This window comes from Rhizomicrobium palustre (genome assembly GCF_011761565.1).
In the GTDB taxonomy this organism is placed as follows: Bacteria; Pseudomonadota; Alphaproteobacteria; order Micropepsales; family Micropepsaceae; genus Rhizomicrobium; species Rhizomicrobium palustre.
Genome location: NZ_JAASRM010000001.1, coordinates 3,805,013 through 3,820,472 on the forward strand (window position 1 = coordinate 3,805,013; position 15,460 = coordinate 3,820,472).

Here is a 15,460-nt window from a genome sequence, read left to right on the forward strand (position 1 = left end):
AAAAGGATCTGGGGGGATCATGTTCACACGCTGCACCGCCGCGGTTTTGGCGGCTCTGTTCACGATTGCGCCTGCGCTGGCTGCAAAGCCGCCGGTCGAAGCCTTTGCCGATCTGCCGAATATCGCGATGGTGTCCATCTCGCCGGATGGTAAGCGGGTCGCCATGATACAGGGGCTGAAGGGGCGGCCCGTCGTTTCGGTCTGGACATTAAACTCCAACACGCCGCCGATCCTTCTTCCTTATGAAAAAGGCATCATCGATCACGTTCAATGGGCAAACGATCATCGCCTGCTGATCCGCATCAATCTGAATGCGAATCTCTGGGGCGAAGGCGTTCACCCCTGGCATCGCACGGTTTCTATTGATCCCGACACTAGAGATGGTGTCGCCGTGTTCTCCAATATGACCGAAGACCGGGCGGATAATTACTCCGCCTCCCGGGTCAGCGACCTCGCCATGAATGATCCGGACCATATCTACATGCCGCTATATGCGGGCGGCGGCTATGTCATGAGCCAGTATTATCCGCCCGTCAGCACCATGTTCAGGGTCACGCTGGAAAACGGCATGGCCAAGTACATCGAGAAAGGCAATACGAACACCTATGGCTGGGTAATGGATGGCAACGGCAATCTGGTCGCGCGCTTCGACATGACCCCAAAACCGCTTACGGATCATATTTTCGCCTATACGGCGGATAAAAGCTGGAAAGAAATAGCCTCGACCGATGCCACCAACGGCCATGGCTTTGCCGTGCACGGCCTGTCGCAGGATGGCAAGTCGCTGGTCTTGTCGGTCGATGAAGGCCAGGACGGCAGAGGCGTCCACATGTCCATGTCCTTGGCCGACGGTAAGATGCGCGAGCTTTATTCTCACCCCGTCTACGATGCGACCGGATCTTTCGAAGATCCTTGGACAGGTCGCGTCCTCGGCGCGGTTTACACGTCGCATTTTGCCAAGCTCGCCTTCTTCGATTCCAATCTGCAAGAGATGCAACGCAACATTGAAGCAGATTTTCAGGGCCTCTCAGCGTTTCCGATTTCTTGGGATTTGGCGCGCAACAAAGTCGTGGTGGCGACGGATGGCCCCATGTCGCCGCCCTCATTCTATGTGCTCGATCTCAGACCAACGCGTTACAGCGGCTCGGGCGAAACTATGCGCAGCTGCAGATTTCCGATCTCGGGCAGGTGCGGGTCTACAATTATGCGGCCCGCGATGGTCTCGAAATCCCCGCCTATCTGACTGTGCCGCCCGGCAAGGAAGCCAAAAATCTTCCCGTCGTGATCCTGCCGCATGGCGGGCCGATGGCGCGCGATGACATGTCCTTCAATTGGGAGGCCCAGTTCCTCGCCAATCGCGGCTATGCCGTGCTGCAACCCAACTTCCGCGGCTCAACAGGATACGGCAAAGCCTTCAAAAAAGCCGGCTATGGCCAGTGGGGTTTGAAAATGCAGGACGATGTCACCGATGGGGTCAAGAAACTGATCGCCGATGGCATTGCCGATCCCAAACGCATCTGCATCGTCGGCGGCTCCTATGGCGGCTATGCGGCGCTGGCAGGCGTTTCGTTCACACCGGAGCTTTATGCCTGCGCCGCAGCTTGGGCACCTGTCACCGATTTACGCGAACAATTGGCAGATGAATCTCGCGATTCCGGCGGCTCAGACGCTTGGCTGATGTCGGCGGAATCCGTCTATATCGGCGACCGGCGCAATGATGCGACCAAGCTCGACGCCGTTTCTCCGGCGTTGCATGCAGGCAAAATCAAGGTGCCTGTGCTTCTCGTCCATGGCACCGCCGATGCTACTGTGCGTATCTCGCAAAGTGAACGCATGGCAAGCGCTCTGGAAAAAGCCAAAAAGAAAGTCACCTTCATCAAGGTGGACAAGGAAACCCACTATCTGCAAACCGCGCCGTCTCGCATCCTTTGGCTGACGGAGCTGGAGAAATTCCTCAAAGCCAATATCGGGGATTAGGCTTTCGCCTCCGAAATAGCTTGCAGCAGGGGCACCACCACGGCGCTGACAGGTGTTGCAATGCCGTGTTTCTCGCCTTTGCGCAGGATCACGGCGTTGCGCGCGCTCCATTCCATGGGGCGGCCAGCCATGCGGTCTTCATACATCGAATTGCCTTCCTGCGCGGGCGCCGAAAGAAACGCCTGCATCTGGCGCTCGATCAGCTCATCGTCCAGCTTGGCACCATCAGCGCGGCCCACCGCGATGCACTCGGTCAGGATCGCGCGCGCCACCTCGGCGACACCAGGGCTATGCATCACGCCCAAGGGCAGCCCCGTCAATGCCAGCACCGCGCCGCTGGGTGCGTTGTTGCAAAGCTTCAGCCAACCGCGGGTGACGAAATCTTCCGTCGTTTCCGCCGTCAGGAACGAGCCCTCGAACAGCGCGACAAAAGCTTTCCCGGCCTCGCCCTCCGGCACAAAGGCCTGCGCTATGCGCTTCCACACCACCTCACCCGGCGCTTTGCGGCTGGCGGGCAGATCGATGATCACCGGCACGATCTCGGTTCCTTCCGGCACGAAGGGTTCGACATTCTCGCGCTGCTCAATACCGTTCTGCAGCACCGCCACCTTGGCGCCCGGCGTCACCGCCGCTTTCAACCAATCAGCGACACCTGGCACCTGATAGGTCTTGACGCAGACCAGCACCCAATCGGCCTCGGAAAGGTCTTCCGGCGCGGTCACGACATTGACGAGGTGCATTTTCGGGCGCTCGTCTTCCTTGCGGACGGAAAGCCGCGTGAAAGCCTTGCGCGCGCAAAAGGTCACTTCATGGCCGGCGTCCAACAGCGCGCCACCCACGGCTGAACCGATAGCCCCAGGTCCAATCAAGCTAATGCGCGCCATGGCGATCTCCTGTCATCAGGCCTGCTCCGCTATAGCCTCGCGCCGCCGCCCGCTACCTTTTTTAGAAACCATCCACGGCAATCGCACCACAGGCGTGGCGGCGCATGAAAAATTCCCAGCTTTGCCGCCCGCCACATTGCGGCCCCCACACAAGGTTGCTTATGTAAACTAGATGGATCAGCCGGGGCTTTGGCGATGAAATTGTCCGCCGTGGTGTTTTGGGGCGCGGCCCTGTGTTTCAGCGCGGCGGAAGCCGAGGACTGCAAACCCCTCAAGATGCTGGCGAGCATCCCGCTCAAAACGAATGACGATCTCACCCGCCTCTATGTTCCGGTGGAGATTGCGGGCAAGCCGACGCATATGATCCTCGACACCGGCGCCAGCAGTACGGTAATCACCAAGAAAATCGCCGATGATGATGGGCTGCTGCTGACCGACGCCCCGATCAAACTTTATGGCCTGACCGGCCGCTACACCGATAAGAAGGCGACTGCCCCGCTCAAGCTTGGCCGCATCGCATTCGACAATGTTCAGTTCATGGTGGATCCGCAAGAATGGGATTCAGCGGATGTGGCCGGTCTTTTAGGCGCCAACGTTCTTTCCCTCTTCGATGTGTCCATCGATCCCGCAAACAAGAAACTAGATATCCTGAGCCAGGAGCATTGCCCGCATAATGTGATCTACTGGCCCGCCGCAGGCTATTCAGAGATCCCTATCGAGCGGATGGATGGGCATGCCCTCACCATTGAGGTGAAGCTCGACGGCAAGCCGATTTTGGCGCAGATCGATACCGGCGCGCCGAACTCCACCATTTTCATCAACACTGCCGTAAAGAATTACGGGGTGAAGCCGGGTGACGCGGAGACGCCCAAGCATGGCATCCTCAACGGCGATGAAAACCTCACCACCTATAGCCACACCTTTAAGACATTGGATTTCGACGGCGTAGCGGTGAATAACCCGCAACTCAGGCTTATCCCGGATAAGATCAGCGAGCCTTTGACTTACATTCCTACGGGCTCACGCATCGGCCAAAAGCTCGACGGGGCAAAGCCTGAAATGCTCATCGGCATGAATATCCTCAGGCACATGCATCTCTATATCGCCTATAAGGAAAACGCGATCTACTTCACGCCTGCGAGCCCGCCGCCTGCGAAGTGAGAGGCAAAATAGACCTGTCATCCCGGACGCGCCGCGAAAATGTCCTCGTCTGGCAAAGGGCGCGATCCGGGACCCACTCAGGAATCTGCTCTGGCGTGAAAGTGGATCCCGGGTCTCACTGCCGCTCGCTTCGCGCACGCCAGTTCGCCCGGGATGACAATCTAGAAGCTCACCCCTTCAACAACTCCAGCACCATTTTCGCTGCGTCGGGGATGTTGGTGCCCGGGCCAAACACGGCGGCGGCGCCCGCTTCTTTCAACGCGGCGTAATCCTCTGGCGGAATGACCCCGCCGACCACCACCAGCGCCGAAGAGCCTGCCGCACGCAAGGAAGCGATCAATTCCGGCACCAAACGCTTGTGTCCTGCAGCGAGCGTAGACACGCCCACCACTTGCGCCTGCGCCGCGACGGCTTCCACAGCGGCTTCTTCGGGCGTCGTAAACAGCGATCCCATGGTGACGGCGAAACCGATATCCGAAAACGCCGAGGCGATCACTTTGGCGCCGCGGTCATGGCCATCCTGGCCCAACTTGGCGACGAACAAACGCGGCGGCGCACCAGCAATGGCGGCGTAGTCCTCCACCTCGCCTTTCAACGCGGCAAATTCATTGTCGCCTTGGAAACAGGCGCCATAGACACCCGACACGATCTTCGGCACGGCCACATGCCGCCCATGCACAATCTCAATCGCGGCGGAGATTTCACCGACGGTGGCGCGCGCCCGCGCTGCCTCCACCGCTAGCTCCAACAGATTGGCCTCACCCGCAGCGCCCGCGCGCAAGGCCGCTAAAGCAGCTTCCACCTTGGCCGGATCACGCGATGCCTTCACTGCCTTCAGCCGCGCGATCTGCACCTCAAGCACCGCCTGATTATCCACCGCGCGGGTCTGAACCACATCTTGCGTGTCCGGCTCGAAGCGATTGACGCCAACAATGACATCCTCGCCCTTGTCAACGCGGGCCTGCCGCCGTGTGGCGGCTTCCTCGATGGCGGCTTTGGCATCATCGAGGCAATTGGCGATGCCGCCTTTGGCGTCCATTTCCGCGATGAGCCCGCGCGCCGCAACAGCCAAAGAATGCGTCAGCGCTTCGACATAATACGACCCGCCCAAAGGATCGGCGCTGCGCGTCACTTGCGTTTCCTGTTGCAGGATATGCTGGGTATTGCGGGCGATGCGCGCGGAAAATTCGGTCGGCAGCGCGATGGCTTCGTCAAAGGAATTGGTGTGCAGGCTTTGCGTGCCGCCCAGCACCGCCGCCAGCGCTTCATAGGCGGTGCGCACGATGTTGTTGTACGGGTCTTGCTCGGTCAGCGACACGCCAGAGGTCTGGCAATGGGTGCGCAGCATCAGGCTTTCGGACTTCTTGGCGCCAAAGCTCTGCATGATCTCGCACCACAAGGCGCGGGCGGCACGGAGCTTCGCAATCTCCATGAAGAAATTCATGCCGATGCCGAAAAAGAACGACAGCCGCGGCGCGAAATGATCCACCGCCAGCCCGCGCGCCAAAGCGGCCCGGACATATTCCTTGCCATCGGCCAGCGTAAACGCCAGCTCCTGCACCGCGGTCGCGCCTGCCTCATGCATGTGATAGCCGGAAATCGACACCGAATTGAATTTCGGCATATGGCGCGCGGTGTATTCGATCACGTCGGCGCAAATCCGCATCGAGACCTTGGGCGGATAAATGTAGGTGTTGCGCACCATGAACTCTTTCAGGATGTCGTTCTGGATGGTTCCTGAAAGCTGGTCGGGCTTCACCCCCGCCTCTTCCGCCGCCACGATGAACGCGGCCATCACCGGGATCACCGCCCCGTTCATGGTCATGGAGACCGACATGCGATCCAGCGGAATGCCGCCAAAAAGGATTTTCATATCCTCGACGGAGTCGATGGCAACGCCCGCCTTGCCGACATCGCCCGCCACGCGCGGATGATCGCTGTCATAGCCTCTGTGGGTCGCCAGATCGAAGGCTACCGACAGCCCCATCTGCCCGGCGGCGAGATTGGCGCGGTAAAAGGCGTTGGACTCTTCGGCGGTGGAAAATCCCGCATACTGACGAATGGTCCAGGGCCGGCCGGCATACATCGTGGCGCGCACCCCGCGGGTGAAGGGGGCAAAGCCCGGCGCCCCGCTCTCTTCCAGCCCCTCAAGGTCCGCCGCCGTGTAAAGCGGCTTCACGGCTAGCCCTTCCGGCGTCTGCCAAAGAAGCTCTGAGAGAGGGCGGGACTTCAGCTCCCGCTGGGCCAGCGCGGCCCACTCTTCTGGGGTGGTCATGGCTGCTCCCGGAATCCTGGCACGCACACGGCCAGATTGTCGTCGAACCGTATCAAGCCTGTCATATTGCTCCGCCTACGGAGATTTCCGTGGATAAGTGGCTTTCCCGCTAGACGTCGCGATACCCACAACATCTGGGGTCACCACACTCTTGACAGCACCCTAATGGTATGAGAACAAAGGCTGATTTTTATGCGGTTAGTGATTCGAACTACGTTCGTTCCGTAGCTGTTCTTGATTGTTCATTGTGACTCGTGCCATTTGCAAAGCAACGATTCTTTGCGAGTCTTGAGCCTGGAACAGCCGCCCGCGCACAGCTTCTTCGTCGCGGTGACACATCAAAGCCTTACCCCCAGCTTGTCTGACGAACACCCCGTCGCGCCCGGTCTAAAAGCCTTGCGTTGACGCCCAACACCGGTGAATTGTCCTCCTGATGCGCACATCAACACTCGGCTCCCGCGTTACGGCGGTGCTAGGCCCCACCAACACGGGCAAGACCCATTTCGCCATTGAGCGGATGCTCGCCCACAAGACTGGCATGATTGGCCTGCCGCTTAGGCTTTTGGCCCGCGAGGTCTATGACAAGATCGTGCGGCTGAAGGGGGCTGCCCAGGTTGCCCTGATCACCGGGGAGGAGAAAATCATTCCCCAGGGGGCGACGCACTATGTCTGCACCGTGGAGGCCATGCCGACCGGGCTTGGCACCGCCTTCCTGGCGGTGGACGAGATCCAGCTCTGCGCCGACCCGGAACGCGGCCATGTCTTCACCGACCGCCTCTTGAATGCGCGCGGCGAGGAAGAGACCCTGTTCATGGGCGCCGATACCATGCGCGGCGCCATCCAGCGCTTCATCCCGAAAACCTATTTCCTCTCGCGCTCGCGCTTTTCGGATCTGGCCTATACCGGCCCCAAGAAGCTGACCCGCCTGCCCCGGCGCTCGGCGGTGGTCGGCTTCTCCTCCGAAGACGTCTATGGCATCGCCGAGATGATCCGCACCCATCGTGGCGGCGCCGCGGTCGTCCTTGGTGCGCTGTCGCCTCGCACCCGCAACGCCCAGGTCGCGCTCTATCAATCCGGTGAGGTGGACTTCCTGGTGGCAACCGATGCCATCGGCATGGGCCTCAACATGGATGTCGATCACGTCGCCTTCTCGGCGCTGGAAAAATTCGACGGATATACCACCCGCCCGTTGCGCCCTGAGGAAATGGGCCAGATCGCGGGCCGCGCCGGACGTCACATGAATGACGGCACCTTTGGCGTCACCGGCGAAGCGCAGCCCTTGGAAGCCGAACTCGTCAGCCGGATCGAGAACCACCATTACGATCCCGTGCGCGTGCTGCAGTGGCGCAATTCCAACCTCGCCTTTGTCAGCCTGGAAGCCCTGGTGCAGAGCCTGGATGAGCCGCCGCCGACCCGCGGCCTGGTGAAAGCCCGCCCGTCTTCGGACCTCATCGCGCTGCGCACCCTCGCCGAGCAGGACGAGATCAAGGACCGCACCACCGCGCCGGCGCAGATCCGCCTGCTCTGGGACGCCTGCCAGATGCCGGACTTCAACAAACTCTCGACCGAAGAGCATGTGCGTCTGGTGCGCACCATCTTCGGCCATCTCATGAGCGATGCAGGCGTCTTGCCGGAAGATTGGCTTTCCGCCCAGATCAACCGCCTGGATGTCCCCGAAGGCGATGTTTCCACGCTTTCAGGCCGCCTCGCCCATATCCGCACTTGGACTTACGCCGCCAACCGCCCCGGCTGGGTGAAAGACCCCGGCCATTGGCAGGAACTGACGCGGTCGATTGAGGACCGTTTATCAGATGCTTTGCACGAAAAGCTCACCCAACGCTTTATCGATAAGCGCACCTCCGTGCTGATGCGCAGCTTGCGTGAAGAAGACATGCATATTGCGCTGGACGATTCCGGCGGCGTCACCGTCTCGGGCGAGGCCATCGGCAAGCTGGAAGGATTCCGCTTTACCTCGGCCGAAACCGCACAAGGCCAAGCCCTACAAAGTTTGGAAGCCAGAGCGTTACGCGCCGCGGCTGTGAAAGGACTTGAAAGCGAGTTCCAGGCCCGCGCCCGCCGCCTCTCCTTCGCGCCGGAAGAAGAAATCACCCTCTCCGAACATGGCCGCCTCTGGTGGGACGGCGCCGTCGTCGCCAAACTCATCGCGGGCGCCAATCCCATCAGCCCGACGGTACTACTGCTGGCCGATGAAAGCCTCAGCGGGGCCTCGCGCGAAGGCGTGCAGCGCCGCCTGGAAGACTGGATCAAGAAGCGCATCGCCGCCAAACTGACCCTGGTCACGGCGCTGGAAACCGCCATCGAGGCCAAGCCCGGCACCGAGGAGGCCCTGCCCGGTGAAGCCCGCGCCATCGCCCATCAGCTTTGGGAGAATTTCGGCTCCATCGATCTTGCCCGCACCGATCTGCGCGGTGATCGCGGCGCTATCATGCGGGCCTTACGCCCTTACGGCGTCTGGTTCGGCCGCCGCGCCGTGTACTTGCCCAAACTGCTGCGCCCCGAAGCGGCGAGCCTCCTCGCGCTGCTCTGGAGCGTCTGGCAGAAGCTCGATCAAGTCCCGACCCTGCCGCGTGCCGGTCTCACCTCCTTCGAGAGCGAGGCGCCGGATGGCTTCCTTGCGGCAGCCGGTTTCCGCAAATTCGCGGGCCGCGCCATTCGCCTCGACATGCTGGAGCGTCTCGAAGACGTGCTGGAACAGGCCCTCATCGGCGGCGAAACCTCCGATATCCTGCTGCCCAAACTCGTCTCGCTGCTCGGCTGCGGCAATGACGAGCTGAAGACAGTGCTCACCGCGCTGGGCTGGCAGGAAATGGACGTGGCGGACGGCAAAACCGTCTGGCGCCGCGAACAGCCCAAGCCCCGCCGCCAGCAATCGCGTCCGCAAGAGCCGCGCGAACGTGGCGAACGCAGTGAGAAGCCGGAAGGCGAAGGCGGTGAGAACCGCCCGCCCAGGCACGGCAAACATCGCGGCGGCCACCACAAGAAGCGCCCGCAAGGCGAAGGCCAAGTCGGGACCCAAGCTGAAGCGCGCGGTGAAAATCGCGAGAAGCACGGCAAGCGCCCGCCGCGTCAGGATCGCCGCGCCGACAAGCCGCAAATCACCGTGAACCCGGATTCCCCCTTCGCCAGCTTGGCGAGCCTGTTTCAGAAGTGAAGGTGCTGCCATACCTCCCTCTCCCCTTGTGGGAGAGGAAGGAAAATCACGCCCGGCACAACTATGACCGACACCTCAACTCGCATCCGCATCGATAAATGGCTGTGGTGCGCGCGGTTTTATAAGACCCGCGAACTCGCCGCCGAGGCTTGCGAAAAAGGCCGCTTGCGGCTCAACGGCAATCGTGTCGAAAAGCCGGGCAAAGAACTTCGCCCCGGCGATATCCTCACTTTGCCCGTGCGTGGCAAGGTGATGGTGATCAAAGTCCTCTCCGGCGCCCCACGCCGCGGCCCAGCTAGCGAAGCACAGATGTTGTATGAGGTGATCGAGGAGTAATCCTCCCTATCCAAAAGCGTCATGGCCGGGCTCCGGCCCGGCCATCCATGTCCGAGCCGCATCCGATCTAAATCCAGCCAGCTCTTGCGCTAGCACTGCTGGATGGCCGGGTCGGAGCCCGGCCATGACGGAATAAAAAGCGGAGGCTCTTACTTCTGCACGCCCTTGCCGGTGGCGGCCCAATAGAGCCCACCCATGAGGTGATCAAGATAGTGCGGATCGCGATACATCTCGGCGGTGTGGCCGAGTGCGGTCACGAAGACGCGGCCCTTTTCAAAGCTGTGATACCAGGCTTCGGGATGATCCTTGCCCATGCCTTGCGTCTTCTGCCCCGGCCAGATCTTTGCCGGGTCATAGCTTGTCTCATCTACATTCAAGACCGGCGTGATCGCGATGTTGTAGGGATTGCTCAGTGGATAAAACTCGTCGCTCCAAATCCAATGCGCGGGCAGCCCGAAGCTGGCGGGAAAACTCTTATCCACCACATTGACCACGCCGGTTTGCAGCATGGGATGCGTGCCGACCGAGCGCCCGACGAATTTTTCATACCAAGGCCAGCTTCCTGCCGGCAGCGCCATCGCGGCGCGATGCACCACCACGGCATTGCCGCCGCTCTGCATATAGCTTTCCAGATGCGCGCGCTCAGCCGCATTCAACTCCTCGGTCGGCGTGTTGAGGAGCATGATGGCGGCATAAGGCGAAAGGCCCTTATCCAGCGCGTCCGCCGTGGTGGCATAGGTGAAATCGAAGGCGTGAAGTTTCGCCATCCACTCCAAACTCTCACGCGCCACCGGGACAAATTCGTAGTGATATTTGCTCGGCATCGCCAGCACGAGCACCTTGTACTGCGTGTCGGCGGCGAAAGCATGCGAGACCAACGTCATGACAACTGCGAGCAATAACGCAATACGACGCATGCATCCTCACTTGATGCTAATTCGAACTGCCTACAGATATGCGTCGTGGTTACACATCATATGTGGTCAGCAACAAGGTGCTCAATATCCTCCCTGGCCTTTAGGACGAATATCTTTTTAATTCTGCCGTCCACGGCCAAAACTCGGGTATATCGCAACGCTATCGCGGAGTTCATGTTCCTACCTTCTCGACTGAGGGCGTAGCTGCTGAAGCTTTCAAGTATGAATTCGGTCGTTTTAATATCCGCGTCCACGGAAAGATCGAATGCAATTGTCTGATGAAGCTCGTAGTCATAAACTCTGCCGTGGCGCGTGTTCGCATTGTAACTCCCCACACTAAATAGTTTAGACAGTACCTCCCCATCTTTAAAGCTCGCTTCGACATATTGCTTTGATACATGATCAAAACTGACAACATTGTTCGAGCCAGAAACTATTGCGATATTCCCCGCGCCATAATTTATAACGCGATGAGCTCTTTTTATTGCAGGAGCAACTGCTTCAACTAGAGCACCCATATCGCCGGTATCTAGCTTGTCTTCTGCCTCAAGCGTTTCTATTGCGGAGGGGGCAGACTTTCCAATTGCGCGCCGAAATACAGCCTTGAGAAAATCGCTCGCGAAATTCCCCGCCACGCCCATCGCGAGCCCAGATAAAATTGGGCCATTTTCATTGAGAAATGTAAGTACAAACTGGACATCAAAACTACCGGCACGGACGGCGAGTATATCAAATGAATAGCCTGAATATTTAAAATCACGATATCGAACCCGCCCTTCCGCAATATAATTCGCCACAATCAAGGTAGTCCTAGCGATACCGTCGAGACTCTCTGTTGCATTGTAAGCAGGCAATCTATGTTGATCTGCGTCTGCTCCAGTAAACGTCACGTTCAATGGAAGCGTGATTGTCAAATGCTCCCCCCTATTGTCTCCCATATCTAGATAGGCAGATTCGCCAATAAATTGAAACTAGCTTCAAGGCAACTCCATGCAATATCAAGCCTTGATGCATTGACTGATTGTACCAATTATGGTACTTGAGTTTTCATGTTCACCAAGCACATTGCGGCGGTGTTCTTCGCGAATGAGTTGGGCGCGGAGCCGGTACGCGATTGGCTGAAAGAACTCGACAAGCTGGATCGCACCAAAATCGGTGAGGATATCCGCACGGTTGAATATGGCTGGCCGGTGGGTATGCCCGTATGCAGGCCATTAGGTGACGAGCTTTACAAGGTCCGCACAAAACTCAAAGACCGGATTGCCCGGGTGTTATTCGGCATCGAAGACGGAGAAATGGTTCTTTTGCATGGCTTCATCAAGAAGTCGCAGGCAACACCGAAGAGCGATTTGGATTTGGCGCGTAAACGGCAGAAAGCGTATCGGAGTTGGCGGTGAAGAAGCAGGTCAAGAAAAATCTCCGTCGCGGCTCGTCTTTTGACGATTTCCTCAAGGAAGACGGCACGCTGGAAGAAGTCACCACGGCGGCGATGAAGCGCGTGCTGGTGTGGCAGCTTACGCAAGCCATGACCAAGCAGAAGATCACCAAAGCCGAACTCGCCAAACGCATGAAGACCAGCCGCGCGGCCCTCGACCGGTTGCTGGATGGGGCTAATACCTCCGTCACCCTGCAAACCATGGGACGCGCTGCCGCCGCGCTTGGCAAAGAGCTTTCCATCTCCCTGCGCGACGCCGCTTAGCTTCACACCCTCTTCTGCAAAAAATATCGCCGTGTGCCTTTCGGGTGGTCCTCGATGGTGCCGAACACGGTGAAGCCTAGTTTCTCGTAAAAGCCGCGCGCTTGGAATTCATAGGTGTCGAGCCAGATACCAAGGCAGCCGGCATCCCGGGCGATCTGTTCGGCTTGTTGCATCAGCCTGGTGCCGTAGTCTTGGCCGCGATGGTTGGGCGAGATAGCGAGGAATTCGACGAAGAGCCAATCATAGGCGATCTTGCCCCACAGCCCACCCGCGTCGGCGCCAGCCTCGTCCTTCAACAGGATCGCGACGGGGCGCAGCTTGGGGTCTCCGGCTTGCGCCACATTGTAGTCGCGCAAGACCGCCAGCACGGCGTCGCGGTCTTTTTCGCTCGGTGCGTCCGGCACAGTGATTTGCAACATCATCTTCTCCAATTGGCGAAGCGAGGCTGGCAGAGTCGGGGCCACGATTGAAGGACGCCATCGTCTTGAAGCCTGAGAGCGCCTTGAATCACCGCCCTCCGCTTCCCACCTTTAAAGGGCTGTTTGACATCGCCGCCCCCGCCACCGCGCGAGCCCTCTTGCCGCCCATCAGTTCCAAGACGTTTTTCCAAGACCCTCAGCGAGTTACGGGAAAAATCGGGGATTTGAATTCGCGTTTTTATGGTCTGAGTCTCCCCCGCCTATCCCCCACCATAACAATTATGCTGCCCACCCAGGCGTAGTGCGGCAACATCATGTCCCAACGCGCAGCAGCGCCGAGACGAGCCGTCACGCCATACCCCCACCTCAAAAGGGTCTTGCGCCGCGCCACCACCTTCGCGCGTTGCTTTCAAAACACCCCGGGAATTTCCCGCGTGGGCAATTGCCCTAAGGATCGGAAAACGCCCTTTAAGCCCTTGATCCGCAGGGCAACGCGTCTTAGGAACTCCCCGGAATTTGACCGGAGCCCGTCTTTCAATGGCCTATGTCGTCACCGACGCCTGCATCAAGTGCAAGTTCATGGATTGCGTCGAAGTCTGCCCGGTCGATTGCTTCTATGAAGGCGAGAACATGCTCGTCATCCATCCCGATGAATGCATCGATTGCGGCGTCTGCGAGCCGGAATGCCCGCCGGAAGCCATCAAGGCCGATACCGAATCTGGCCTCGAAAAGTGGATGGCGCTGAACGCCGACTACGCCAAAGTCTGGCCGAATATCACCCAGAAGGGCGAAGCACCGGCCGATCGCGAAGATTTCCGCAATGAGACCGGCAAGCTGGAGAAGTATTTCTCGCCGAAGCCGGGCCAGGGTTCTTGATAAGGAGCCCTGATCAGGGTTCCCAAATATTAACCCAACTCGCTGGGGATAAACGGAAAATTTGCCAGTTTTCCGCCGTGTTGATGGGGCAAACACGCTTCTGGAACACAAAGAAGTCTCAATCTTTCAAAGGTTTGAGGAATGGGTCCTTCCCTTTTTCTCAAATCTGTGATACCCCTATGCCGTTCTGAGAAATGAACTCGAACGGCGCTGCCCCACCCGGATGATTGAGGTCCGGAGGCGCCGAATTATGTCAGTCACGAATTCAAACGGTGCCGGCCTTCCCCGGTCGGCGCCCGTTCGAGTGCGCTATACGGAAAGTGAAATGACGACGGCAAAAGCTCCTGTAGCACCAGTTCCGGTTAAAAAAGCCCCGGCGAATTCCAACAAGAAGCTCGATTTCAAGGCTAACGACCATGTGGTCTATCCGACCCACGGCGTCGGCAAGATCATGCGCATCGAAGAGCAGGAAGTCGCGGGCACCAAGCTCGAGCTTTTCGTAATCACCTTCGATAAAGACAAAATGACCCTTCGGGTTCCCGTGGCCAAGGCGAAAGCCGTGGGCATGCGCAAGCTCAGCTCGCCTGACACCGTTGCCACGGCGCTGAACACGCTGAAGGGCCGCGCCCGGGTGAAGCGCACCATGTGGTCGCGCCGCGCTCAGGAATATGAAGCGAAGATCAATTCCGGCGACTTAGTCTCGATTGCAGAAGTGGTGCGTGACCTGCACCGCGCCTCGGGCCAGCCGGAGCAGTCCTATTCCGAGCGCCAGCTTTACGAAGCGGCCCTCGCCCGTATGGCGCGCGAAGTTGCCGCTGTCGAGAAGATCGACGAAACGGCGGCCGTGAAGCGGGTTGAAGGCGCGCTGCTGAAGAAAGCCGCGTAAGCGTTCAGCTACGTCTTGATACAGTTTAAGACCCGGGGGCAACTCCGGGTCTTTTGCTTTTGGTTTATAAGGGTATTCTGTTAAGGCACGCTTAGACCGCTTGGGGAGCACGGATATGCGCTGGTTGATTGCAATGGTGATTGGGGCCTTGGCCGGCTGGCTGATTGCTTCGGTAACCGAGGAAGTCGCCATCGCTTCAGCGAGCGGTGCCGCCATTGGTATTCTGGCGACCATTGCCCTGATTGGCAGCCGCCCCTTGCACACCGTGGTGAAGGTAGCGAGCGCCATGGCGGTTGGTTGCTTGTTTGGCTGGGTGGCTTCGCTGCTTACCACGCGCATGGCGCCTGCGATTGTCATCGGCGCCGCGATTGGCGTGCTCGCCACCATGGCGATTGCCACGGATCGCCCGGTACGTTCGCTTGCCAAGCTGATTGGTGCGATGGCGATCAGCTTCACCGCTGGCTGGGGTATTGGCATTGCGGTCGGCAATCACCATATCGGTATGGCGCTTGCGGTTCCGATCAGCATGCTGCTGCTCCTGCCGATGGCCGACACCATCCGCCTTCCCCGCCGCCGGCCGTTTTAAGCCTTAGATTTAGGGATTGATCACGATCGGCAACGGGCGCTTGCACGCCCGGCAGATGGGTGCGCCCGCTTTCAGCGCGGCTTTGACAGAGGTCGCGCCGAACACCGTCATCAGCACCGCGGCGAGCACCGCCACGGGAAAATGCACGAACAGCAGCAGCAGGAAACCGGCGGCGATGAGGCCGATGCCGGAGGTCAGCATGCGCGCGCGCGGGCGCGAGGGAAAAGGCGTGCCGCAATGAGGACAGTTCATGGCTGATTTCTAGACCTTAA

The 15,460-nt window shown here is 59.2% G+C and carries 16 protein-coding genes; 10 read left to right on the top strand and 6 right to left on the bottom strand.

What is annotated here, in order from left to right:
• Positions 1–19: 19 nt before the first annotated feature.
• A complete protein-coding gene (locus tag FHS83_RS16875; RefSeq protein ID WP_167084261.1) occupies positions 20–1,243 on the top strand; it encodes a hypothetical protein in 1,224 nt (407 codons plus the stop codon).
• Positions 1,189–1,977 carry an alpha/beta fold hydrolase gene (locus tag FHS83_RS16880; protein WP_167084263.1) on the top strand — a complete coding sequence of 263 codons (789 nt, stop codon included), beginning with the start codon at positions 1,189–1,191 and terminating at the stop codon, positions 1,975–1,977. The genes FHS83_RS16875 and FHS83_RS16880 overlap by 55 nt, the downstream gene beginning before the upstream one ends.
• On the opposite strand, the gene FHS83_RS16885 is transcribed toward FHS83_RS16880, so the two are convergent.
• A complete protein-coding gene (locus tag FHS83_RS16885; RefSeq protein ID WP_167084265.1) occupies positions 1,974–2,861 on the bottom strand; it encodes a 2-dehydropantoate 2-reductase in 888 nt (295 codons plus the stop codon). The two genes, FHS83_RS16880 and FHS83_RS16885, sit on opposite strands and share 4 nt — an antisense overlap.
• A gap of 195 nt (positions 2,862–3,056) precedes the next feature.
• Here FHS83_RS16885 and FHS83_RS16890 point away from each other — a divergent pair, with 195 nt between their 5' ends.
• A complete protein-coding gene (locus tag FHS83_RS16890; protein ID WP_167084267.1) occupies positions 3,057–4,022 on the top strand; it encodes a retroviral-like aspartic protease family protein in 966 nt (321 codons plus the stop codon).
• 169 nt (positions 4,023–4,191) lie between these two features.
• Here FHS83_RS16890 and scpA read toward each other — a convergent pair whose 3' ends face one another.
• Entirely contained in the window at positions 4,192–6,297 is a 2,106-nt protein-coding gene (gene scpA, locus FHS83_RS16895; RefSeq protein ID WP_167084269.1) for a methylmalonyl-CoA mutase, read from the bottom strand.
• Between the two features lie 433 nt (positions 6,298–6,730).
• Here scpA and FHS83_RS16900 point away from each other — a divergent pair, with 433 nt between their 5' ends.
• Together FHS83_RS16900 and FHS83_RS16905 are read left to right on the top strand one after the other, a co-directional pair.
• A complete protein-coding gene (locus FHS83_RS16900) occupies positions 6,731–9,469 on the top strand; it encodes a helicase-related protein (RefSeq protein ID WP_167084271.1) in 2,739 nt (912 codons plus the stop codon).
• A gap of 63 nt (positions 9,470–9,532) precedes the next feature.
• Positions 9,533–9,805 carry an RNA-binding S4 domain-containing protein gene (locus tag FHS83_RS16905; RefSeq protein ID WP_167084273.1) on the top strand — a complete coding sequence of 91 codons (273 nt, stop codon included), beginning with the start codon at positions 9,533–9,535 and terminating at the stop codon, positions 9,803–9,805.
• Positions 9,806–9,954: 149 nt separating this feature from the next.
• Here the strand turns inward: FHS83_RS16905 and FHS83_RS16910 are convergent, their stop codons facing one another.
• Positions 9,955–10,722, bottom strand: coding sequence for a ThuA domain-containing protein (locus FHS83_RS16910; RefSeq protein ID WP_167084276.1), 768 nt, complete (start codon positions 10,720–10,722; stop codon positions 9,955–9,957).
• Positions 10,723–10,778: 56 nt separating this feature from the next.
• Complete coding sequence (locus FHS83_RS16915; protein WP_167084278.1) at positions 10,779–11,636, bottom strand: DUF7946 domain-containing protein; 858 nt, start codon at positions 11,634–11,636, stop codon at positions 10,779–10,781.
• Between the two features lie 135 nt (positions 11,637–11,771).
• On the opposite strand from FHS83_RS16915, the gene FHS83_RS16920 reads away from it, so the two are divergent.
• On the top strand, positions 11,772–12,119 hold the full coding sequence (locus FHS83_RS16920; RefSeq protein WP_167084281.1) for a type II toxin-antitoxin system RelE/ParE family toxin: 348 nt from the start codon (positions 11,772–11,774) through the stop codon (positions 12,117–12,119).
• Complete coding sequence (locus FHS83_RS19550; RefSeq protein WP_167084283.1) at positions 12,116–12,421, top strand: helix-turn-helix domain-containing protein; 306 nt, start codon at positions 12,116–12,118, stop codon at positions 12,419–12,421. The genes FHS83_RS16920 and FHS83_RS19550 overlap by 4 nt, the downstream gene beginning before the upstream one ends.
• 2 nt (positions 12,422–12,423) lie before the next feature.
• On the opposite strand, the gene FHS83_RS16930 is transcribed toward FHS83_RS19550, so the two are convergent.
• Complete coding sequence (locus tag FHS83_RS16930) at positions 12,424–12,843, bottom strand: GNAT family N-acetyltransferase (protein ID WP_167084286.1); 420 nt, start codon at positions 12,841–12,843, stop codon at positions 12,424–12,426.
• Between the two features lie 534 nt (positions 12,844–13,377).
• On the opposite strand from FHS83_RS16930, the gene fdxA reads away from it, so the two are divergent.
• From fdxA to FHS83_RS16945, 3 genes are all read left to right on the top strand, one after another.
• Complete coding sequence (gene fdxA / locus FHS83_RS16935; protein WP_167084288.1) at positions 13,378–13,716, top strand: ferredoxin FdxA; 339 nt, start codon at positions 13,378–13,380, stop codon at positions 13,714–13,716.
• Positions 13,717–14,041: 325 nt separating this feature from the next.
• A complete protein-coding gene (locus FHS83_RS16940) occupies positions 14,042–14,602 on the top strand; it encodes a CarD family transcriptional regulator (RefSeq protein WP_167084290.1) in 561 nt (186 codons plus the stop codon).
• Positions 14,603–14,717: 115 nt separating this feature from the next.
• A complete protein-coding gene (locus FHS83_RS16945) occupies positions 14,718–15,188 on the top strand; it encodes a hypothetical protein (protein WP_167084293.1) in 471 nt (156 codons plus the stop codon).
• A gap of 9 nt (positions 15,189–15,197) precedes the next feature.
• On the opposite strand, the gene FHS83_RS16950 is transcribed toward FHS83_RS16945, so the two are convergent.
• Complete coding sequence (locus FHS83_RS16950; protein WP_167084295.1) at positions 15,198–15,440, bottom strand: hypothetical protein; 243 nt, start codon at positions 15,438–15,440, stop codon at positions 15,198–15,200.
• Between the last annotated feature and the right edge of the window lie 20 nt (positions 15,441–15,460).